We start from the raw sequence: 19907 nt of genomic DNA on the forward strand, positions 1-19907 counted from the left end.
GAGAGAGGGGGGACACGATCCCGCCGGTCGGGGTCCCCGTCCGGAGGAGAGAGGGATGAACACCAAGGTCAAGGTCGGGATCGCGGCCGTCATCGTCGCCGCGCTCGCGGCGCTCATCGTTCTCGATCAGAAAACCGCTCCGCCTTCCGAGGCGGCCAAGGGCGGCGCTTCGTCGGAGGAGGCGACCCTCCTGACCGCGCCGCCGGTCACGCCGGACGCGGCCGCCCAGCGCCTGCGCGAAGAGGAGGTCCGCACCCTCATCGATCAGTCCCGCCGGCAGTTCGGCGGCCCGGGCGGTCCCTCCCCCGCCGCTCCGACCCCCGCCCCCGCCGGACCCAAGAAGGGCGACGAGCCGCCTCCCGGCAAGGAGATCCGCCCGGTCGCGGAGGAGGAATACGTCATCCAGGAAGGCGACACCTTCGAATCGATCGCCGAGCGCAAATACGGAAGCCGGGCCTACGCCTCGCTTCTCGTCAAGGCCAATCCTTCCGTGAAGCCCACCGCCCTGCGCGTGGGCCGCAAGATCGTCGTGCCTCCGAAACCCGAAGACGCCGCGCGCGCCGAGACGCCCAAAGTCGCCGAGCCTTCCCCCGCCGCCGCCCGGACCCCCGAGCCGGCGGCTTCCCCGGCCCAAGCCGCTCCGGCGGCCGCCGGACCCCGCACCTACGTCGTCCAGCCCGGGGACACCCTCTCCGGCATCTCGCTCAAGCTCTACAATACGAGCCGCCACTGGGAAAAACTCTACGAGGCCAACCGGGACAAAATCTCCGACCCCGGCGTCATGGTCGTCGGCACCAAGCTCACCGTTCCCGATCTCCCGGTCAAGGCGGGCCCCGCCACGGGCGGCGGAGCGGTGCCCACGGCGGCGGCCCCCGCCGGCGCCCGCGTCCACCAGGTCCAGCCCAACGATTCCCTCTGGAAGATCGCCGAAAAGTACGCCGGGGATCGCGGCGTCCTCGAAATGATCGAAGCGATCCTCAAGGCCAACCCCGACAAGCTCAAGGACGAGAAGTCCCTCCTGAGGGTCGGCTGGTCGCTCGTTATTCCCGAATAGGCATACGCGCCGTGCCGGGAGGGTTTTCGCGCGAGGCCCTCCCGGTTTTTGTTTCCGCCGCCGTCCGGGTAGAATGCGCCCGATGACCTCCCCTTCCCGCGCCCCGGGCGCGACCGCTTCGGTCCTGGCCGGGGTCCTGGGCCTCGTCCTGGGTCCGTTGACGATTTTTCTGGGCTTCGCGCTGGGCGTTCTGGCGATCGTGATGGCCCTGTCCGCGCAGGCGGCCGTCCGGCGGGAACCGGACCTGGCGGGCCGCGAGCGCGCGTGGGCGGGGCTTCTCCTGGGAATCCTGGCCCTTGGCGTCACGGGCGTCGCCCTCGCGCGGACGCTGTCCGCCGCGGGACCGTGACGGGAGAAAAGAGAAAGCGCGCCCGTTTCCGGTGGAGGGGGGGCCGGATCAGGGATGGGGCTTGCCGTTCACGGGGGGCTGCGCGGCGGGGCGGGCGGCCTTCAACTCGGCTTTCCGGATCTCCTCCTTGAGGAGGAGGATCTGCAGGTTCAGGGCCTCCACGCTGCAACAGACCCGGTAGATCTTCTCGTTGACCGCGTCGGCTTCGTCCTGGAGGGACAGGTACTGGCGGATCATCGCCTCCTTCTCGCGCTCCAGGGAGGCCAGCTTCGCCCGGTTGTCTTCCATCGCTATCCGAATCGTAGCACCCCGGCGGCGGGGCGTCAAATCCGGCCGGGCGGCGGCCCCTACGCTCCCGAGGCGGGCAGGTCCTCCTCCCGGTGCTTTTCGCCGTCGAAGACGAGAAGCTTGGGCTGGTCGTCCACGACGGTCTCGAGGTTGACGGGGCGCTGCCAGATCCGGTGAAGGTTCTGGAGCGTGTCGCGCGCCTCGCGCAGATCGAGGTCCACGCCCTCGTGACGGTGGCGCAGCAGAAGCTCCGCCCGGTTGCGGAAGTTGCCGTCCACGATCGCGACGGAGGGATGGCCCATGTTGGTCAGCCGGAAGAGCAGGCTGCGCTTGACGGCCTCGAAATCGCGGTCGGCGATCTCATACCGGTTGGTCTGGCTGTTGTACCGGTAGACGAAGAGCTTCTGTTCCTCGCAAAACTCCTTGGTGAGGAAGTCGTCGATGAAGGTGATGTCGTTGTAAATGCGGCGGACCTCGAAGATCTTCTCGCGGCCCCGCCCGAGACCCGTGTCCCACGCGCGCTTGCGGGCCAGGTCGTCGCACTCTTCGTACTCGCGCCCGAAGCGGCCCTTGTTCCACCGCTCCTCGATCGAGCGCCAGAGCTCCACGCCCAGCTTGTAGGGATTGATCGCCCCCGGGCGCACGCCGAGCGTGGCCGAATGATGATCGGCGAAATCGACGACTTCGCCGTCCCGGAGCGCCTTTTCGGTCATGATCTTGGCGTGCCAGTACGTGGCCCACCCCTCGTTCATGATCTTGGTGAGGGCCTGGGGGGCGAAGTAGTAGGCCTCCTCCCGGACGATGGAGAGGATGTCGCGCTGCCAGTTGTCCAGGGGCGCGAACTCGATCAGGAATTCCAGGACGTCCTTCGTGGGCTCCTCGGGAAAGCGCTTGCGCCTTCGGAGCTGTTCCTCGATCTTGCGGCGCTGGGCTTCGAGGAACTCGGGCGGGTTGATGTACCGGTCCAGGTATCCCTTGGGGGCGCGCAGGCGGGGAACTTCGGCGGACCCGGGCTCCTCGGAAAAGTCGTACCGGGCGCGCTTCCGGGACGGGGAGTACACCGAATGATAGTCGATCAGGTTCTCCAGCGAGAGAGCCGCGTCGAGGAAAGACTCCACGACCTCCTGGCCGTATTTCTCGACGTACCGCCGCACGCGGGTGCCGTGGTTGGCGATCTCGTCGATCATGCGGCGGTTCGTCTGGGAGAACCACATGTTGTTGCGGAAGAAGTCGCTGTGGCCGTAGACGTGGGCGATCACCATCTTCTGGTCCACGAGCGAGTTCGACCGCATGAGGTAGGCGTAGCACGGATCGTTGTTGATGACGAGTTCGTAGATCTTCTGGAGCCCGTAGGTATAGCCCTTGCGCAGCTCCTCGTACTCCATGCCGAAGCGCCAGTGCGGATAGCGGGTGGGGAACCCGCCGTAGCTGGCGATCTCGTTCATCTCGTCGAAGTCCACGAGCTCGAAAACCGTGCGGAAGGGCTTCAGCCCGTAGTCCAGCGCGTGCCGGAGGATTTCGTCCTGGAGGCGGCGGAGTTCGTCGGCCTGGGCGGCGGGACGGCGGGGGCGGCGCGGCGCGGCGGCGGCCATGGTCACTTCCCCTTCCCGAGGAAATCGCGGATCGAATCGACGATCCCGTCCTTTTCGCGCACTTCGCTCGTGATGAGGCGCTCGTCGCCGCGGAAGCGCTCGTCGAGGTCCTTCTTGAACTGCCCGCTGCCGTAGGCGCTCTTGACCTGGCCGTAGCAGAAGACGTTGACGCGGGGGAAGAGCTCGCGCTCGAGGAGGTCCATGCACTTGCGCGTGTCCTCGCTGCCCCAGTTGTCGCCGTCGGAGAAATGGAAGGGGTACACGTTCCAGTCCCCGCCGTCGTAGTCCTTGCGGATGATCTCGGCGCAGAGCTGATAGGCGCTGGAGATCTTGGTGCCGCCGGATTCCTTGATGTGGTAGAAGGTTTCGCGGTCCACTTCCTTGGCGGCGGCGTCGTGAACGACGTAGCGGGTCTCGAGCTTCTTGTACTGCGAGCGCAGCCACGTGTCGATCCAGAACGCCTCGATCCGGACGATCTCCTTTTGCTCGTCCCCCATGGAGCCGGAGACGTCCATCATGTAGATGATGACGGCGTTGTTCTGGGGGACTTCCCGGTTCTTCCAGGAGCGGTAGCGCTTGTCCTCGCGGATGGGGACGACGAGGGGGCGTTCCGGATCGTAGACCCCCATAGCGACGGCGCGCTTGAGGGCCTCCTTGTAGGTGCGCTTGAAGTGACGCAGGCTCTCGGGCCCGGCGCGGGCGATGCCGGTGTACTTGCTGTGCTCGACGAGGAGCGCGCTGCGGTCCCGGGGCTTGATGCGCGGCAGCGCCAGCTCCTCCCCCAGGATCTGGGCCAGTTCCTCGATCGTGAGGTCCACCTCGAGAAGGTGCTCCCCGGGGGCGTCGCCGGCGCCCCCTCCCGCGGCCGGATCCCCGGCGGCCACGGGGGTCCCCACGTCCCCCTCGCCCTGCCCCACCCCGGAACGGTCGCCCGCCCCGTAGCGGAACGTGGGAATCCGAAGCTGCGGGAGGGGAATCGAGACGATGTACTTGCCCTGCCGGCCCACCATCTCGCCGGACGTGATGTGCCGGCGCAGGTCCTTGCGGATCTGGCCCCGGATGATGTCCCGGAAGCGGGCGTGATCCTTCTCGATCTTCTTGACGTACGTCGTAATGCGATCCATGGGAACGGGGTCCTCGACTACTCCTTGGACGACCCGCGCGCGAAGATGCTCGCCACGAAGGAGAGCACGTCGGAGGCGCACGTCTCGCAGTACCCGTAGCCCTTGACCAGGCGGCTCTTGACGATGTCGATCTTCTCCTGCGTATCCTTGTCCACGACGCCCGACACGAGGCTCGTGAGCTTGATCGTGTCCTTCTGGTCCTCGAAGAGCTTCAGCTCCAGCGCCTTCTGGAGCCGCTCGTTGGACCGGTAGTGGAACTTCTTGCCCTCCACGGCGAGGGCGCCGATGTAGTTCATGATCTCGCGGCGGAAGTCGTCCTTGCGGCTCTCGGGAATGTCGATCTTCTCCTCGATCGAGCGCATGAGCCGCTCGTCCGGCTCTTCGTCCTGGCCGGTGTACTTGTTCTTGACCTTCTGCCGCTGGGTGTAGGCCTTGACGTTGTCGATGTAGTTCATGAAAAGCCGGTTGATGGCCTCCTCGTCGGCGCAGATGGCGCGCTGGACTTCGTTCTTGACGATGTCCTCGTACTCGCTCTTGACGTCGGCCAGGAGCTCCTTGAAGCGCTTCTTCTGATCCTCGCTGGCGATGAGGGAGTGGTGGTGCAGCCCCTCCTCCAGCTCGTTCAGGACCATGAAGGGGTTCACGCACCCGCCGTCCTCGACCTTGACGAGGGCGTTGGAGATCTTGTCCTGGATGTAGCGCGGCGAGATCCCCTCCATGCCTTCCCGCCGGGCCTCCTCGCGCAGCTCCTTGATGTTGTCCTCGGTGTACCCGGGCAGGGTCTTGCCGTTGTAGAGCTTGAGCTTCTGCATGAGGGTGAGGTTGGCCTTCTTGGGCTCCTCCAGCCGCGTGAGGACCGCCCACATCGAGGCGATCTCGAGGGTGTGCGGGGCGATGTGCTTGCCGCGGATGCGCTCGGGGTTGTAGTCGCGCTGGTAGATCTTCACCTCGTTGTCGAGCCGGAGGTTGTAGGGGATGTCGATCTTGAGGGTGCGGTCCCGGAAGGCCTCCATGAGCTCGTTGTTCTGAAGCCGCTTGTACTCGGGCTCGTTGGTGTGGCCGATGATGACCTCGTCGATGTCCGTCTGGGCGAACTTCTTGGGCTTGATGGCGTGCTCCTGCGAGGCGCCCAGGAGATCGTAGAGGAAGGCGACGTCGAGCTTGAGCACTTCGATGAACTCGATGACCCCGCGGTTGGCGACGTTGAACTCCCCGTCGAAGTTGAAGGCGCGGGGATCGGAGTCGGATCCGTATTCGGCGATCTTGCGGTAGTTGATGTCGCCGGTGAGTTCGGTGGAGTCCTGGTTTTTTTCGTCCTTGGGCTGAAAGGTCCCGATGCCGACGCGGTCCTTTTCGGAGAGGATGAGGCGCCGCACGCGGACGTGGCGGATGACCTCCTTCCAGTCGCCGCGGGTGCGGCGCATGTAGTCGTTGAACGTCCGGCGGCAGGAGGGGCACAGATCCCCGTCCACGCGGATCGGATAGCTTCCGCTGAAGGCGCGGTTGATCTCGCGGAGCACCATCTCGCGGGGCTCGGGCGGCAGCAGCCGCAGCGGCTCCTCGTGCATGGGGCAGTCGGTCCAGACGGAGGGATCGCGCTCGTCCTGCCAGGCGAAGGTATAAAGCGCCCCTTCCCGCGTGCGGGAGTAGGCCTCCAGGCCCTTCTTGATCAGGCGCACGATCGTCGATTTGGAGCTTCCGACCGGACCGTGAAGAAGCAGGATCCGGCGCTCCGTGCCATAGCCGTGCGCCGCGGACTTGAGGGCGTTGACGAGATGGGAAAGCGACTCTTCGAGTCCGAAGATGGCGTCGCGGCCGGCGCCCATGGGATCCCGGAAAAACGGGTACCGCACGCGCGTTTCGCGGTTTTCGGTGTACTCCTCGACCCCGTACGACAGAATCATGTCGTAGACGCGCTGGAAGGCGTTGCGCGCCACCTTGGGGTTGTCCGCGACGATCTTGAGATAGTCCTCGAACGTCCCTTCCCAGTGGAGTTCCTGGTAGGTTTTCTTGTCGAGCGACTTGTCAATGGCCGACCACAGGCGGCTGGTCAGATCCTGCACCATAGGCCCGCACCTCGAAAATGAACCGACATCGCCCTTCCCGGCCTGGAATGTGACCCGGGATTCGTTCGAAATGGACCTTCAGATCGGACGGGTCGGAACCGGTTCCGAAAGAGCGCTGGAGTGTCGCTTCTCCCCTCTCCCGCGCCTCTCCCTCTCATCCACAAGGAATTATACGACGACGGCGGGCCGGGGGCAAAGGCAAATTCGGGAACGGCGTCGGGGGACGCCTCACGCCCTTCTTTCGAGCGCCTCGCGCCACCACTCCATCGTGCGTCGCAACCCTTCCTCGAGGCCGTACCGCGGAGCCCATCCCGTCGATCGCAGCTTCGTATTGTCCGCCACGATCAGCATGGGCTCTCCGGGATAGTAGGGTACCGCTCCAAGCTCGACGAGCTCCGGCCGGCCCGCCAGCCGCCCGAGGGTCGTGACGAGCTCACGCACGGACGGCGCCTCCCCGGAGCCGATGTTGACGGGACCGCAGAGGCGGCTTTCCGCCACGTCGGCGACCGCCCGCGCCACGTCCTCGACGTGGAGGAAATCCCGCCGCTGTTCCCCCGGAGAAACGCGCGCGGGCCGGCCCTGAAGGAGGTTCCGGATCACCGACGGCACCAGGCGGCGCTCGTCCTCCCACGGGCCGTACTGGTAAAAGAAACGCACCCAGACGGAATCGGGTCGGCGCTCGACCTCCCGGCGCAGTTCGTCCTTCGTGCGCGCGTAAAGGGTCGTGGGCCGGGTGGGACTCGTCTCCGAAAGCCGTCCCAACTGCGTGTCGAATTCGAAGCACGTCCCCGCGAAAACGGCCCGGCAGCGCAGGCGGGCCAGGAGTTTCCGGCTCGCCTCCAGGCAGTCGAGGTTTTCGGGCGCGTCCAGGTACTTCCCCGGCACGGCGTACCAGGCCAGATGGATCGCGACGTCCGGTTCCACGGGCACCGCATCCATGGGCGCCTCGTGAATCCGGAGATCCCGTTCGACGTCCCGGATCCGCCGCCGGTCGCTCGAGGGGCGGATCGTGCAATGAACCTCGTGCCCGCGCCGAAGGAGCTCCCGGGCCACGTGGGAGCCGATGAAGCCCGTCGCCCCGGTCAGGAGCACTTTCATCCGTTCTTGCGCGCCCAGGCGTAGGGGATATGGTTGCGGTGGGGATCGAGGCGCCGGATTTCGGCCGGGTCATGGGGAATCGTCGCGCAGTTGGCCACGATCGCCTCGCGGGTCCCCACGTTCATGAACCCGTTCCAGACGCCGGGCGGAACCGTTACCCGGACGTACCGGCGCTCGCCCAGGTACACCTCCTGGATCTCCCCCCGCGTGGGCGAAGACGGCCGCTCGTCGTAGAGAACGAGCTTGATCTCCCCGACGATGCAGGCGTAGTTGAGGGTCATGCGTTCGTGAAGGTGCCAGCCCTTCACCACGCCGGGATAGATCGAAGAGAAGTAGATCTCTCCGAATTCCCGGAAGTGAGGATCGTCCCGCCGCATCATGTGGAAGACCGTTCCGCGCTCGTCCGAAATGCGCCGGAGCGGAACGATCACGACGCCCTCGATCATCCGGAGGGCGAGTATATGCGCTCTAGACGCGCCGCGCAATCATCCGGACGACGGGTCCGCGGAAGATCCGATGGACGAACCACGTCGCCGGGTAGAGAGCCGCCGCCCAAAGCGGCCGGCCGATTAGGCTCCGGTGAAGGGCCGCCAGCTCGAAGCCGGGCGCCGGGCGGCGGTGGACGTCCCGGATCCGGAACCCCGACCGCTCGAGCAAACGCCCGAGCGCGGCGGACGTGAAGTGCGTCAGGTGGCGCGGAAGGTCCAGGCCCGGCCACCGTTCGCCGAGAAGAGCGAAGCCGTAACAATCCGCGGCCGGAACTTCGACGATGAAGGCCCCGCCCGGACGCAGGAGGCGCCGGACTTCCGCCACGTCGGACGCCGGATCCGGCACGTGCTCGAGAACGTGGATCATCGTGACCACGTCGAAGGGAGGATCGAAAAGCCGGTCCTGAAGGACGCCCTGACGCACGTCGACCCCCAGCGCCGCCCGGAGGCGCTCCACACAGGCCCGATCGGGTTCCAGCCCGCAAAGTTCCCATCCCTCCCGGCGCAGGGGATAAAGCAAGGCGCCCCCGCCGCAGCCGACGTCCAGAAGGCGGAAAGGTCCTTTCGAACCCATCGCCCGCTGGATGCAGGCGCGCAGCCGACCGGCCTTGAAGCGATGCACGAGGCCGTCGGGATTTCCGTAGGGCCGGTAGTCCGCAGGATAGGCGTCGCCCAGATTGGGCGGGACGGGACGGGTAACCATCACCCCGCAGGACGGGCATCTCCAAACCGGGAACCGCCCCGGGGTACCGTGCAGGCGGTCGCGTCCGACCAGGATCCTCCGAAGCGTCCCGGCGCACCCCAGGGGGCACCGGAGGTCCAGGGGCTTGAACGCAGACTCCATGCGGCTCCTACGAGCGAAGAAAGGACCAGGAGCATCGCGCCGCCGCCCATGTAATGTTCGGTAAAAGAAATCGTCAAGAGGAACGCGACAGCGGCCGTCGCCGCCTTCGGCGCGGCTCCCCCCATGGGCCCGAGCTTCCAAGCTACCCACACCCAGAATCCGACCGTCAGGGCGCATCCGGCGATCCCCCCTTCAGAGAGAAAATGCGCGTACGAGTTGTGCGCGTGCGCGTCGCTGTGAACGACGCGCGCTCGGGTCACCACCCAGTAAAAAGGCTTCCGGCCGGACCCTTCACGCTCTTCGTCGTTGAACCGCCCCATCCCCTGTCCCACGAAAGGACTCGCCTTCCACTCGGCCGCGGCCCTCTTCCATTGCTGCAGCCTCAGCGTGTGCGTGTCTCCGGGGATCGCGAACTCGGCAAACCGTCGCACCAGCATGGGGCCCAGGAGCGCCGCATCCACGAGAAGCACGAGAACCGCCAGCGCCACCGCCTTGCCCGTCAGCCGCCGCCTCCGAATCGCCGCTCCGACCAGACACGCCAAACCCACCCCCAGCGCCAGAATCGATCCCCTGGACTTGGACAGCAGGACGCCCATCTGCAGCGGAACCGCCAGGAGCGCCCATCCCCACCAGGCCCGGGGCGTCGGCGCAAAGAGCGCCAGGGCGACCGCCGCCAGGGTGCAGAGCGCCAGCACGCTCCCGGCGGCGTTGTGAGCCCGGTAGAGCCCCACGAAGAACGGCAGATGCTCCGGCGTATTGCTGTCCACGAAAAGTACTCCGTACAAGTCGCGCCCCCCGTCCCGCAGGAAGACCGGCAAAGCCGCCGCGACGATGAGCCCCTGTGCGGCGCAGAAGGCTGCGAACACCCGGCTCGCCTGTCGCGCGTCGATCCGAACCCAGGACAGCACGAGAAGCGGCAGCAGGCTGAAAAAAATCTGGCCGTCCCGCCGATGGAACTCGTACGAAAAGAAGTGGGACCAGGACTCGCCGGTGAGCGCGTAGCTCGCGATCCAGTACGCCCAGACGAGTCCGACCCCGACCTCCAGCCTCGGCCGCGGCGGCGCCCGGCGCACACGCGCGATCCCGGCCGTGACCGCGGCCGCTCCCCAAGCCGCGACGGTCAAGACCGGCAGTCTATTGGTGATCAGCGAGAGAAAACCCAGCGCCGCAAAGCCCGCCGCAGCACGATCATAAACTCCCCGAACCTCCACACGGTCCGAAGGAAACGGCTCGTGCGCCGAGCGGACGCGACCCATGATCTCCCCTCCCCTCTCCGGGGGCGGGAAGATAGAGCCGCAGGACGAATATTCGTTACGTGCCAGCCGGGATTTCCGTAACGGAAACCGCAATAACGCAAGGCATGCTTCTCCTCGCCGCGTTTCCCCCTTCGCGGTAGAATGCCGGCCCTGTGAAACGCCTCGCCACGGATCTGCCCGGCGTGTGGATCCTCGAACCCCGGATCTTCGAGGACTCCCGGGGCCACTTCTTCGAAGCCTTCAACGCCCGCACGCTCGCCGCGCTCGGGCTGGAGCGCCGCTTCGTCCAGGACAACGAATCCTTCAGCCGGCGCGGCGTCCTGCGCGGGCTCCACTATCAGCTCGGCCGCCCTCAGGCCAAACTCGTCCGCGCCGTGCGGGGCGAAGTCTTCGACGTGGCCGTGGACGTGCGCCGCGGAAGCCCCACCTTCGGCCGATGGACCGGAACCGTCCTCTCGGAAGACAACCGCCGGCAGGTCTTCATCCCCGAAGGATTCGCCCACGGCTTCTACGTCCTGAGCCCGACCGCCGTGGTCCTCTACAAGTGCTCGGATTTCTACGCCCCCGAGGAGGAGCGCGGCATCGCCTGGAACGATCCGAAGATCGCGATCGCCTGGCCGATCCCGCCGGACGCCCCGCCTTCGCTTTCCGCCCGCGACGCCGCCTTCCCCGCGCTGGCCGGCGTGCGCCCCGAAGATTTGCCTTCCTATTCCGGCTGATCGCCCTCCGCGCGCCTCCGCCGCGGAAGCAGCCACCCCAGCTCCTCCCGGCAAAAAACGCCCGCCAGGGCTGCGAAAACCGCCCCGCCCGCGACGACGCGCAGCAGCACGTGCGGCGTCCAGCTCCATACGACGAACGCCATCCCCCCCGCCGCCAGCGACGCGCGCAAGGCGCACCCGAAAACGCCTCCGAGATCGGGCCGGCCGATCGCCCGGGCGAGGAGTCCCACAAGCACCGCCTCCGACGCCGCCGTCCCGGCCGAAACAGCCAGCGTCAGCCCCGCCACCCCCAGGGGGCCCGAAAGAGCCGCCGCGACCCCGATCGTGACCCCGACGCCCACCATGCCGGACGCGAGAATCGGTCCCGTGCGGCGCAGCGCGTAGAACGCCTGATGCAGCACCGTATAGCCCGCAAAGAGAAGCACCGGCGCGTACCCTCGCAGCGCCCGCGCCGTCTCCGCCGTGTCGCCGCCGCCGAAGCGACCCCGCTCCAGAAGCAACGCCACCAGCGGCTCCGCCACGAGGGCCAGCCCCACCGCCGCCGGCAGACCCAGGAGCACCGAGAGCCGCAACCCCTTCGCCACCGTGCGGCGCATTCCGTCCCGATCCCCCGCCGCGGCGCCCGCCGCCAGCCCGGGAAGAAGAACCGTTCCCAGCGAAAGAGCGAAAACGTCAATCGGCGCGGCCACGATCCGCTCCGCGTACGTCAGATACGATACCGCCCCCTCCGCCCCGATCCTCGAGGCGAACGACCTCAGAACCGCCGCATGAGCCGCCGCCAGGAGCCCTCCCAGAAGCACGGGCCCCAGCATGCCCACCGCCTCCTTCAGCCCCGGATGAAGCCACGCCCCCGACCCGCGACGCCGCCTCCGGAAATAGCCGGGCGCCAGAAGCAGAATCTTCGCTCCGTGGCCGGCCACCATCCCGCCCACGAGCAGGAACGCTCCCTTTTCCGGCGGCCCCGCCAGAAGCACCGCCGACGCCGTCGCGTTGGTCACGAAGGAATCCAGCGACGGGACGACGAGCGATCCCCGCGCCTGCACGATCCCCTTGAGCACCGCCGCCACCGAGGCGAAGAACACGATGAGAAACGCCCCCTGCATGAAGCCCGACATCCGGCGCACGTCGTCCGGCGGGAAGCCTTCCCCGATGACCGATGCAAGCCACGGACTGACCGCCATCCCGAGCAACGTCGCCGCCCCGCCCGCCAGCGCCGCCCCCCGAACCGCCGCCCCCGCGAAACGCCACGCCTCAGTTTCCCCCTGCCGAACCTCCAGGTTCTTGAAGATCGAAAGAAAAACCGGAGGAAAGTAAATCGATATGGCCGCCATCAGCGCGCCGGGCACCACGAGCGCGGCGAAAGCGACGTCCGTCGCGCGGTCGCTTCCCAGCCGCTGGGCCGTCACGATCGTCCAGGCGACCGCCGCGCCGATCCCGAGCGTCCGGGCCAGGACCACTCCCGCCGCCGAAAGGCGAAGGCTCATCGCGCCGGCCGCACGTAGACCTTCCACAGGCCGGGCCGCGGCGGATCGGGGAAAACCACCGGCGGTCCCGCCCCCGCCTCTTCCTCAAGGCGGGAAAGATAGGGCAGCTTTCCGGACGCCAAATCCTTGTCGAGATAGACGTAGTACTCCGGCGCCCCTCCGGAGCGCAACGCCGCCGGGTCCCGAGGATAGGTCAGAACCTTTCGCCCGACGAAGAAGCCGACCTTGTCGGTCGTGCTCATGACGCGGGTCGCCCCCCGTTTCCGCAGCCACGCGCCCGCCTCCCGCAGGGCCGCCTCCTCCATTCGATGGGCCCTCAGGTGGCGCACGTACGGAGCCACGGCGACAAGGATCACAAGCACCCCCGCCCAGGGCGCCCATCGCACCTGCGGCCGGCGCCGCTCGGCGTACCGCACGACTCCCAGAATCCCCAACGCGGCCAGAACGAAAAGAAGATTCATGCTCGGCACGACGTACCGGTAGCTCCAGTACGGGTGGCTCCGCAGCGACCAGAGAAGCCCTCCCAGGTACGCCGCCGGAAGGCTGAAGTAAAAAAGCGGACCCCACAGGCCCCGCCCGCGGAGCTGCGCCAGACCCAGGAGGAGAAACGGGACCGTCACCCCCGAGGTCACCCGAAGGACGGATTCCGCGAACCGCCCATAACGGGCCGCCACCGAGCCCACGGGTTCCTCCGGAACGCCCCCCGCCTCACCGGCCGGAACGGGCGCCAGCCCCGCGTTCCGAACCGAACCTTTGGCCGAAAGCGCCCACGCCCCCGTCTCGTGCCGGACCCAGAGGAGGAAGGGAAACGCCAGGAGCGCGGCCGCCGCGAGAGCGAGCGCCGCCCCGCCCAGCCGCGCGACCGCCCGGTCGCGCGCCCGCACCCATTCCGCCACGGGCCACAGCGTCACGAACGCGACGGCGAGAATCCCTTCCGGACGGGTCAGGTATGCGGCCGACGCGGAAAGCCCCGCGAGAATCGAGCGCTCGACGGACGGGTCCTCGAGGCCCTTGCGGCACAGCCAGGCCGCCCCCAGGAGAAAGAACGTGAAGGTCCCCTCGGTCATCACGTCCGCGTGCAGTTCGACCGTATGGGGCTGGAAGCAATAGAAAAGTCCCGTCAGGAACGCCGCCGGGCGGCCGAACGTCGAGGAGACGAGGAAGTAAAGCGGCGCCGCGGCGGCGGATCCCAGGACCATGGAGACCCAGAAGCCGGCCGGCTCCACGCCGCCCGCCAGAGGAGCCGCGGCCGCCACAAGGAGCGGATAGAGGGGATGGTAGGTGATCGCCAGGGCTTCCTGGAACCGCCCCTCCCCCATCCACTGCGCCATGAGGAGAAACTGGGCGCTGTCGGTCCCGAAGATTCCGGTCCCGAGATAGGCGACCAGCCGGGCCAGGAAAGCGCCGGCGACAAGAAGCGCCGCCGCGCGGGGCTCGGACATGGGGCCCAGTTTATAGCCCCGCGAAGCCGAATCAAAACCTTTCGCGGCTCCCGTCTCCCGGAACGCATCGCCGCTCGCCGCAGGCGTACGTCGAGCACTGTCCGTTGAACTCCCAGCAGTCCCGATGATGGGGCGTCTTGCAGCGCCGGCAGGCCACGCGCGCCTCCGGCGCGACCGCGGCGCCGCAGACGCGGCAGAGGGGCTCCGCCGGCGGCCCCGGATCCTCCAGGATCTCGATCCCGCTGAGCCGCTGCCAGAAGAAGAAAACGCGGTCGTAGACGACGCCCGCGAGATCGGCGAAGGCGTCCAGGCCCGCCGCCGCCTCGAGCGCCCCCGCCTTGCGCACCAGGAGCCGCGCCGGAGTGAGCGACACGAGCGCGGGTCCGGGCGGCCCCAGGCCGCGGAGCGCCTCCAGCGTCTGACGGACCCGGCCGTCCAGAAATTCCCGCGCGAAGGCGGCGTCGTCGGCGCGGACGATCCAGCGCGCGTGAAACGCAGAGTCCTCCACGCGAACGTCCTCTTCGCGGCCTGCGTCCGGACCGTCCGGCCGGGAACCTCGCGGAAAGATCTCCAGGCGCCGTTCCCAGCCCTGGGGCACCGTGAAGGCGATCTGGGTGTGGGCCCCGTCTCCGGACGCTTCGTACAGGGAAAGGATCGCCCGTGCCGCGCCGTGGACGAAGGCGACCCGCGGAGCCTCGAACAGAGGCCGGTCCGCGAGGTCCCCCCCTCGGCGTTCGGCGAAGGCGCGGAACGCTTCGCGAAGACGCCCGAGATCCTGCACGCCGAGCGCGCGGCGCGCGGCCCGCCCGCGGGACGCCCCCGCCTCGGCCTCGTCGGCCCCCCCGAGGAGGCCGAAGGCGGCTTTCCAGAACCACGCGGCCCCGTACGCCGCCAGCAGGACGGTCGCCACGAAGACCAGTTCCATCCGCGCGGCCCTCCGCGCCCGGCTCAGGCCTCGATCATCATCGTGTCTCCGGTCCCCGCATCGTCGAGGACGAGGGGATGGATCTCGAGCTTGCCCGTCCGCGGGTGGGTCTTGCCCACGAGCAGCAGCCGGGCCCCGCAGTGGGGGCACTTCCCGCGCTTGTCCACCATGCGCGGCGCGGCGGCCAGGCGCCGTCCGCAGGGACATCCGAACGAGATCTTGACCGGGGGCTCGGCGATTTCCTTGAAATGGTCCTCGATCCGGAACTCGTCCATCATGAAGGTGCCGCCGCTGTGCGGGTCCGCGTCCTCCATGACCATCGGGCGGATTTCCAGACGGCCGCCGGGCCCCTTCTTGCCGGCCAGAAGGAGCCGCCGGGCGCACCGGGGGCACACGCCGTGTCCGTCCACGCGCGCCGCGGGCACGCGCAGCGCGGCGCCGCACGGGCACTGGCAGCGAAGGACCCCGGGCGGCAGCGGACGTTCGGGCTTGGATCGAGGCTTCCTCATCGCTTCATCCAGGATAACGGTTGACACGCTTTCGACGCCACCCCTATAGTAACTTACTCCATGCAACCCGACCGCGAGAATTCCGGCCCGCGCCCCGCCCGCGACGTCTTTGCGGAACTCCTCTCGGAATGGCGGGAGCTGGCGCGGCGTCTCCTGAAGGAGGCCGAGGACTACACCCGCGAGAAGCCCGCCGCGGGCCTGGCGGCCGCCTTCCTGGCGGGCCTTCTGGCCGGGACGCTCTTCCGGAGGCGCTGATGCCCGGTCCTCCTCCCTCCGAGCGGTCCTTTCTGGAGGACCTGGCCTGCCGCACCGGCGCGTTCTTCCGCGAACAGGTCTCCGGCCTCCTGCGCCGGCCGCTCGAGGACGCGGCGCGGCGGGCCTTCGCCGGGCTGGTCCGCGCGCTGGTCGCGGCGGCGCTTCTGGGAGCCGGGGCGATCTTCCTCCTGGTCGCGGGGCTCGAAGGGATGAAGGCCGCGGGCGTCGCCCCCTGGGCGGCTCACCTGGGGGTGGGCGCAGCCGCCGTCCTGGCGGGACTGGCGGTCCTTCTGTCCGGCTCCTCCAGATCCTGATCCGCCCGCTACCTTCCGCGCGTCTCCGGCGTTCCCCACACTTCCGCGAGATGCCGGCTCACCTCCCGAATCTTGGAAGGAGCGTCCGGGTCGTACACGTAGACCCGATTCTCCAGCTCCGGAAGATCCGCGCCGAACAGCTCCCCCAGCAGGATCCGGAACGTGTTGACCGGCGTAAGGTCCGGCGACAGCCGCCGCTTCACCCCGTCGGGGACCCGAAGGGCGTTGAGGATCGGCCCCCGCTGCTCGACGCGGGCCAGTAGCCCCGGAAGCCCCTCGGGAAGCCGCATGCCCGGGCGCACCCATCCATGGTCCCCCTGCAGGACGATGATCGGAGGCGAAGCGCTCGACCGGAGAAGATGGTCCACCAGCTCCAGAAGCCGGCCGTTGAGAAACTCCATTTGCCCGAGGTACCCGTCCGGCCCCTGCTCCTTCTCCCTCAGGGTGATGGGCACGTCCCGGCGGACGTTTCCGTGTCGATCGAAGACGAACGGGGGATGGGGCATGAGAAAATGGGCGAAGAAGAACAGCGGCTTCCGGAGCGACGGCCCCCGCCGGACCGATTCCAGGGCGAACCGGTGCTCCTCCGCCGCGTGGGGTTCCCACAGCCGCGCCAGGCTCGTGCGGATCATTTCCTGCGCGAATTCGCTCTGAAGGATCCGCGACCGGAAGCGGAAGCCGACGTCGGCGGTCTCCGATTCTTCCGTGACGAAATGGTGGGTGAGCGTCGTGGCGTACGTGTAGCCCCGGCCCTTGAGAAACCGGCTCACCCGGTTTCCCCGAACCAGAGCGATGAACGGACGCCGGTCCTCCCGCTCCTCGGCGCGCACCACCCACGATTTGTCCAGGTAGTCCATGCTGAGCGAGGAGGCGATCGACAGGTACGTCCAGGAGGGATAGTTCGCGCAGCTCCGATCCGCCACGAAAAAGCCGCGCTCCCGCAGAGCGTCGAGAAAAGGAGCGTTGTCGTACCCGTAGTGGGTCCGAAGCACGTCCGCCCGGGCGTATCCGTCCGCGATGATGTAGTAGATATCCGGGCGCTCCTCCCTTTCGGGCGGCCTGGAGATCCCGATGGGCCGCGCCGCGAAAGCCCGCGCCTCCTCCACCGCCCGCGTCGCCTGCGCGTCTTCCCGTCGCGCCAGCCGGAACGTCAGCTGAACCGCCGCAAAGGCGCACAGCAGGCCCACCGTCATGCCCGTGGCCCCCAGAGCCCGCGTCCAATCCCTCCGCGAGCGCGCCAGAACGAGGATCCCCGTCCCGCCGATCGCCAGCCAGACCGCGCCCACGACGAGGTAAATGGTTTTCAAGCTCGTCGAGAACCCCTTCCGCCACGCCCAGCCGCACGCGTGGCCGTACAGGAAGAAGAGGATCAGGACGAGCGTGGCGGCCGCCGTGGCCCGCGGCACGTTCCGAAACGCCGCCAGCGCCGCCCCCAGGACCGCGGCCGCCAGCGCCACGGACGCGCCGATCACTCCGAGCGCCACCCCGGCGGAGGCGTCGTCCACGTTGCGGACCCAGAGATAAAGAGGGGCGTAGAGCCCCACGAGCAGCGGAATCGCCGGCAGCAGGCGTTTCGTCATGAGCGCGTCCGTTTCAAGAGGTAGAGCGTTCGACAGGTCCCCTGAATCGGAACCCTCCGCTCGATCGCGAAACGCCGGGCGACGGCGCGCTCGAACCCGTCCCGGTGGTAGTCCGGAAAAACGTCGTCCCTCGTCGCGAGCATCCGCTTCACCTGACTGTCTTCCTTGGGCACGAACTCCACGATGGCCGCCCGCCCGAGATCGGCCAGGAAGTCTCCGACGCGGGCCAGAGGCACATTGTTGCCGATCGCCAGATGATGCACCAGGCCGAGCGCCAGAATGAGATCCACCGCTCCCGCGCGATCCGCGAACGAAAGCCGTTCCCCGTTCGCCCACCCGAGCGCCGGACTCGGGTTGGTCAGGTCGACCCAGAGAGGCAGAAGGTTGCGGATCCCGGAGCGCCGGACCTCGGCATAAGTCTCCTCGACGCACGACGGATCGACGTCCCAGGCGACGGTCAGAGCTCCGCGCGCGGCGGCGATGCGGCTGAAGCGGCCGGTATTGGCGCCCAGGTCCCAGACGACCGCCGGGTGGAGCGATTCCGTCATCTCGGCGACGAGACGCTCCTTTTCCGCCATCGCCTCCACCGAATAATTGTGCGTCGCCTCGTAGTAATCCGCCCACTCCGTGCCGCCGGCCCGCCACCGAAGGCCCTCCACGGCCGACTGCAGGCTCTCGACGAGGGCGGCCAGCGCGCGGGGGCTGATGCGCCCCTCGACGCGTTCCCGGGGAACGTCCCGGCGCGCGTAGCGGGCCACCGCCCGCGCCTGAAGATGAACGTGAAGAGCCAGGGAAAGGGAAAGCCACGTCCGGCGCGGCAAGAGCCGCGCGGCCAGGTCGAGCGGAACTCCGTCCAGATGCACCCGCAGGAGCTGTCCGAGCCGCACGTCCGTCCGGCTCATGAGCGCCAAAGGCGCCAGGAAGTGCTGGCAGAACTGCCGGTAGGCCACCCAAGGACGCCCTTCGGGGTAGGGCTCGAGAGAGAGCGTGTCGATCAGCACCGGCCGGCCGTCCGCGAACTGGATGTTGTAGGCGCTGGCGTCCTTGAGCCAGCATCCTTTCGCCAGGGCCCGCTTCTGGATCTCCAGCGTCGCCCGCGCGGCATCCTGAAGCTCCCCGAAGCACCACTCGTACGGATACGAAACGAAAGGCACTTCCCGGGGGCGGAGGATCTTGTAGGCGCCGTCCGTCGCCGCCTGCGACAGGGGCATCTCCTGGTGGGGAACGAGCAACCCGGCTGCGGTCAGTTCCTCGTAGAGGCCGCTCTGCATGAGCCGGTCATAGGCCTCCCGGCCGGCGGGCTGAACCTGGCGATAGAGGATTCCGTCGCGCCGGTAGACGAACCCGCACGGATCGCGGAACGAGGAAGCGACGGGAACGGCGGAGGGGGAAACGACCGAATTCATGAACTCATGGGGCGTTCGTGGAGGACTCCGACCGTTCCCCCGCGGGCGCTCCCGCCGGGACGTCCGCTTCGCCGCCGCGCCGGAGGGCGCGGGAAAACGGCCACGTCAGGATGCCCAGGATTCGACGCCCCGCGTTCCGGAAGAAGATCAGAACGCTCAGGAGGCCCGCCACGAAGATCTGAAAGAGCAAGGCTCCCGTCCCGGGATCGACGTACGCCAGGAACACCGACACGCTATCCCTCCCGAAGGCAACCTTGGCGAACCATTTTAGGATCGCCTCGTTCGCCGTCAACAGCTCCGTTGGCTCGTCCCGGGAAGACGGCGCGCGCCCCGGAAGAGAGCGGACGGCCCGGCGGGCGCTCAGCTTCCGAAGATGTCGTCCAGCTTGCCCTTGGCGGCCTGGCCGAACTCCTGGGAGATTTTCTCGCCTTCGCTCTTGCGCTCGGCGATCTCGCTGAAGAGCTCCGCGAGCTTGGAGGAAACCTGACTGGCGTAGAGGCGGACCATGCCGAGGGTGGTCTTGTCGTCGAAGATGACGGCCAGGATCGTGCGTTCTCCCACGAGGGAGAGCTGGATGTTGTCCTTCTTGCCCTGGTGGAACATGATGGAGAACTCCTCCTCGCCGAGGAGCTTGGCCATCTGCTTGGTGGCCGCGAACGAGCCGGCCACGAGGGCGGAGATGGTGTCCATGTCGTAGGTCGAGGACTCGCCCTCCTTCGTGACGAGGTGGCCGTCCTTGTCCACGAGGAGCACGCACCGGGCGTTGGCGTTCTTCAGGAACGTCGTGAGGATCTTGGAAATGCGCTCGATGTCTTCCTTGTAGAAGACGAGGCGCGTGGACCTCAGCGATTCGTCCGCCTTGCCCATTCCCATTCGGTTCCTCCCGGGACTACTTTACCCTATGATTGAGCGATCCGGCCGAAAAATCGAAGAGGGCGCTACTGGCCCAGGACGTTCTTAAGCAGCCCGAAGTGCCAGGCGGCGAATCCTCCCCCTCCGAGAATCAGAAGCACCAGAAGGATCCAGATCCAGGCCTTGGATCCCCCGCCTCCGGACGAGCGCGCGGCGACCGGCTCCGGCGCCGGGCGCGGCGCGGGCGCAGCCGGCGCGGTCG

Annotated in this window: 21 protein-coding genes; 5 read left to right on the plus strand and 16 right to left on the minus strand. The window is 67.9% G+C overall.

Annotated elements, in window-relative coordinates:
• Nucleotides 1-55 precede the first annotated feature (55 nt).
• Together VNO22_11220 and VNO22_11225 are read left to right on the plus strand one after the other, a co-directional pair.
• The gene (locus VNO22_11220) at nucleotides 56-1054 is read left to right on the plus strand and encodes a LysM domain-containing protein (GenBank protein HXG61939.1); all 999 of its coding nucleotides are present in this window, start codon (nucleotides 56-58) and stop codon (nucleotides 1052-1054) included.
• A gap of 82 nt (nucleotides 1055-1136) precedes the next feature.
• Nucleotides 1137-1403 (plus strand): hypothetical protein, encoded by a 267-nt coding sequence (locus VNO22_11225; GenBank protein ID HXG61940.1) that lies wholly within the window; start codon nucleotides 1137-1139, stop codon nucleotides 1401-1403.
• A gap of 48 nt (nucleotides 1404-1451) precedes the next feature.
• On the opposite strand, the gene VNO22_11230 is transcribed toward VNO22_11225, so the two are convergent.
• The 8 genes from VNO22_11230 to VNO22_11265 all read right to left on the minus strand — a co-directional run bounded on the left by VNO22_11230 (nucleotide 1452) and on the right by VNO22_11265 (nucleotide 10159).
• Nucleotides 1452-1691, minus strand: a complete 240-nt coding sequence (locus VNO22_11230; protein ID HXG61941.1) for a hypothetical protein — start codon at nucleotides 1689-1691, stop codon at nucleotides 1452-1454.
• A gap of 59 nt (nucleotides 1692-1750) precedes the next feature.
• Entirely contained in the window at nucleotides 1751-3283 is a 1533-nt protein-coding gene (locus tag VNO22_11235) for a SpoVR family protein (GenBank protein HXG61942.1), read from the minus strand.
• A 2-nt stretch (nucleotides 3284-3285) separates the two neighbouring features.
• Entirely contained in the window at nucleotides 3286-4407 is a 1122-nt protein-coding gene (locus tag VNO22_11240) for a DUF444 family protein (protein ID HXG61943.1), read from the minus strand.
• A 17-nt stretch (nucleotides 4408-4424) separates the two neighbouring features.
• Nucleotides 4425-6473 carry a serine protein kinase gene (locus VNO22_11245; protein ID HXG61944.1) on the minus strand — a complete coding sequence of 683 codons (2049 nt, stop codon included), beginning with the start codon at nucleotides 6471-6473 and terminating at the stop codon, nucleotides 4425-4427.
• A gap of 228 nt (nucleotides 6474-6701) precedes the next feature.
• Entirely contained in the window at nucleotides 6702-7571 is an 870-nt protein-coding gene (locus VNO22_11250; protein ID HXG61945.1) for an NAD(P)-dependent oxidoreductase, read from the minus strand.
• Entirely contained in the window at nucleotides 7568-8017 is a 450-nt protein-coding gene (locus VNO22_11255) for a dTDP-4-dehydrorhamnose 3,5-epimerase family protein (GenBank protein ID HXG61946.1), read from the minus strand. The genes VNO22_11250 and VNO22_11255 overlap by 4 nt, the downstream gene beginning before the upstream one ends.
• A gap of 22 nt (nucleotides 8018-8039) precedes the next feature.
• Entirely contained in the window at nucleotides 8040-8762 is a 723-nt protein-coding gene (locus tag VNO22_11260; GenBank protein ID HXG61947.1) for a class I SAM-dependent methyltransferase, read from the minus strand.
• Nucleotides 8762-10159 carry an O-antigen ligase family protein gene (locus tag VNO22_11265; protein ID HXG61948.1) on the minus strand — a complete coding sequence of 466 codons (1398 nt, stop codon included), beginning with the start codon at nucleotides 10157-10159 and terminating at the stop codon, nucleotides 8762-8764. Before VNO22_11265 ends, VNO22_11260 begins: the two co-directional genes overlap by 1 nt.
• 152 nt (nucleotides 10160-10311) lie before the next feature.
• On the opposite strand from VNO22_11265, the gene rfbC reads away from it, so the two are divergent.
• A complete protein-coding gene (rfbC, locus tag VNO22_11270) occupies nucleotides 10312-10878 on the plus strand; it encodes a dTDP-4-dehydrorhamnose 3,5-epimerase (protein HXG61949.1) in 567 nt (188 codons plus the stop codon).
• Here the strand turns inward: rfbC and VNO22_11275 are convergent.
• The 4 genes from VNO22_11275 to VNO22_11290 are packed head-to-tail and all read right to left on the minus strand — an operon-like array spanning nucleotide 10866 to nucleotide 15238.
• On the minus strand, nucleotides 10866-12362 hold the full coding sequence (locus VNO22_11275) for a lipid II flippase MurJ (GenBank protein ID HXG61950.1): 1497 nt from the start codon (nucleotides 12360-12362) through the stop codon (nucleotides 10866-10868). The genes rfbC and VNO22_11275 overlap by 13 nt on opposite strands.
• Nucleotides 12359-13804 carry a glycosyltransferase family 39 protein gene (locus VNO22_11280; GenBank protein ID HXG61951.1) on the minus strand — a complete coding sequence of 482 codons (1446 nt, stop codon included), beginning with the start codon at nucleotides 13802-13804 and terminating at the stop codon, nucleotides 12359-12361. The genes VNO22_11275 and VNO22_11280 overlap by 4 nt, the downstream gene beginning before the upstream one ends.
• Nucleotides 13805-13835: 31 nt before the next feature.
• Nucleotides 13836-14729, minus strand: a complete 894-nt coding sequence (locus VNO22_11285; GenBank protein HXG61952.1) for an RING finger protein — start codon at nucleotides 14727-14729, stop codon at nucleotides 13836-13838.
• Between the two features lie 23 nt (nucleotides 14730-14752).
• Complete coding sequence (locus VNO22_11290; GenBank protein HXG61953.1) at nucleotides 14753-15238, minus strand: hypothetical protein; 486 nt, start codon at nucleotides 15236-15238, stop codon at nucleotides 14753-14755.
• Nucleotides 15239-15298: 60 nt separating this feature from the next.
• Between VNO22_11290 and VNO22_11295 the strand changes: the two genes are divergently transcribed.
• Together VNO22_11295 and VNO22_11300 are read left to right on the plus strand one after the other, a co-directional pair.
• A complete protein-coding gene (locus VNO22_11295; GenBank protein ID HXG61954.1) occupies nucleotides 15299-15493 on the plus strand; it encodes a hypothetical protein in 195 nt (64 codons plus the stop codon).
• Nucleotides 15493-15807 (plus strand): hypothetical protein, encoded by a 315-nt coding sequence (locus VNO22_11300; GenBank protein HXG61955.1) that lies wholly within the window; start codon nucleotides 15493-15495, stop codon nucleotides 15805-15807. The genes VNO22_11295 and VNO22_11300 overlap by 1 nt, the downstream gene beginning before the upstream one ends.
• 8 nt (nucleotides 15808-15815) lie before the next feature.
• Here the strand turns inward: VNO22_11300 and VNO22_11305 are convergent, their stop codons facing one another.
• From VNO22_11305 to VNO22_11320, 4 genes are all read right to left on the minus strand, one after another.
• Nucleotides 15816-17387, minus strand: a complete 1572-nt coding sequence (locus tag VNO22_11305; GenBank protein ID HXG61956.1) for a sulfatase-like hydrolase/transferase — start codon at nucleotides 17385-17387, stop codon at nucleotides 15816-15818.
• Complete coding sequence (locus tag VNO22_11310) at nucleotides 17384-18793, minus strand: SAM-dependent methyltransferase (GenBank protein ID HXG61957.1); 1410 nt, start codon at nucleotides 18791-18793, stop codon at nucleotides 17384-17386. Before VNO22_11310 ends, VNO22_11305 begins: the two co-directional genes overlap by 4 nt.
• A 4-nt stretch (nucleotides 18794-18797) precedes the next feature.
• Nucleotides 18798-19025 carry a hypothetical protein gene (locus tag VNO22_11315; protein ID HXG61958.1) on the minus strand — a complete coding sequence of 76 codons (228 nt, stop codon included), beginning with the start codon at nucleotides 19023-19025 and terminating at the stop codon, nucleotides 18798-18800.
• 128 nt (nucleotides 19026-19153) lie between these two features.
• Complete coding sequence (locus tag VNO22_11320) at nucleotides 19154-19660, minus strand: roadblock/LC7 domain-containing protein (GenBank protein HXG61959.1); 507 nt, start codon at nucleotides 19658-19660, stop codon at nucleotides 19154-19156.
• Nucleotides 19661-19907 lie beyond the last annotated feature (247 nt).

This window comes from Planctomycetota bacterium (assembly GCA_035574235.1).
In the GTDB taxonomy this organism is placed as follows: domain Bacteria; phylum Planctomycetota; class MHYJ01; order MHYJ01; family JACPRB01; genus DATLZA01.

What these genes read in the sequence shown, in the direction of transcription:
- VNO22_11220 (HXG61939.1), top strand. Translation starts at nt 56, where the DNA reads ATGAACACCAAGGTCAAGGTCGGGATCGCGGCCGTCATCGTCGCCGCG.
- VNO22_11225 (HXG61940.1), top strand. Translation starts at nt 1,137, where the DNA reads ATGACCTCCCCTTCCCGCGCCCCGGGCGCGACCGCTTCGGTCCTGGCC.
- VNO22_11230 (HXG61941.1), bottom strand. Translation starts at nt 1,691, where the DNA reads ATGGAAGACAACCGGGCGAAGCTGGCCTCCCTGGAGCGCGAGAAGGAG.
- VNO22_11235 (HXG61942.1), bottom strand. Translation starts at nt 3,283, where the DNA reads ATGGCCGCCGCCGCGCCGCGCCGCCCCCGCCGTCCCGCCGCCCAGGCC.
- VNO22_11240 (HXG61943.1), bottom strand. Translation starts at nt 4,407, where the DNA reads ATGGATCGCATTACGACGTACGTCAAGAAGATCGAGAAGGATCACGCC.
- VNO22_11245 (HXG61944.1), bottom strand. Translation starts at nt 6,473, where the DNA reads ATGGTGCAGGATCTGACCAGCCGCCTGTGGTCGGCCATTGACAAGTCG.
- VNO22_11250 (HXG61945.1), bottom strand. Translation starts at nt 7,571, where the DNA reads ATGAAAGTGCTCCTGACCGGGGCGACGGGCTTCATCGGCTCCCACGTG.
- VNO22_11255 (HXG61946.1), bottom strand. Translation starts at nt 8,017, where the DNA reads ATGATCGAGGGCGTCGTGATCGTTCCGCTCCGGCGCATTTCGGACGAG.
- VNO22_11260 (HXG61947.1), bottom strand. Translation starts at nt 8,762, where the DNA reads ATGGTTACCCGTCCCGTCCCGCCCAATCTGGGCGACGCCTATCCTGCG.
- VNO22_11265 (HXG61948.1), bottom strand. Translation starts at nt 10,159, where the DNA reads ATGGGTCGCGTCCGCTCGGCGCACGAGCCGTTTCCTTCGGACCGTGTG.
- VNO22_11275 (HXG61950.1), bottom strand. Translation starts at nt 12,362, where the DNA reads ATGAGCCTTCGCCTTTCGGCGGCGGGAGTGGTCCTGGCCCGGACGCTC.
- VNO22_11280 (HXG61951.1), bottom strand. Translation starts at nt 13,804, where the DNA reads ATGTCCGAGCCCCGCGCGGCGGCGCTTCTTGTCGCCGGCGCTTTCCTG.
- VNO22_11285 (HXG61952.1), bottom strand. Translation starts at nt 14,729, where the DNA reads ATGGAACTGGTCTTCGTGGCGACCGTCCTGCTGGCGGCGTACGGGGCC.
- VNO22_11290 (HXG61953.1), bottom strand. Translation starts at nt 15,238, where the DNA reads ATGAGGAAGCCTCGATCCAAGCCCGAACGTCCGCTGCCGCCCGGGGTC.
- VNO22_11295 (HXG61954.1), top strand. Translation starts at nt 15,299, where the DNA reads ATGCAACCCGACCGCGAGAATTCCGGCCCGCGCCCCGCCCGCGACGTC.
- VNO22_11300 (HXG61955.1), top strand. Translation starts at nt 15,493, where the DNA reads ATGCCCGGTCCTCCTCCCTCCGAGCGGTCCTTTCTGGAGGACCTGGCC.
- VNO22_11305 (HXG61956.1), bottom strand. Translation starts at nt 17,387, where the DNA reads ATGACGAAACGCCTGCTGCCGGCGATTCCGCTGCTCGTGGGGCTCTAC.
- VNO22_11310 (HXG61957.1), bottom strand. Translation starts at nt 18,793, where the DNA reads ATGAATTCGGTCGTTTCCCCCTCCGCCGTTCCCGTCGCTTCCTCGTTC.
- VNO22_11320 (HXG61959.1), bottom strand. Translation starts at nt 19,660, where the DNA reads ATGGGCAAGGCGGACGAATCGCTGAGGTCCACGCGCCTCGTCTTCTAC.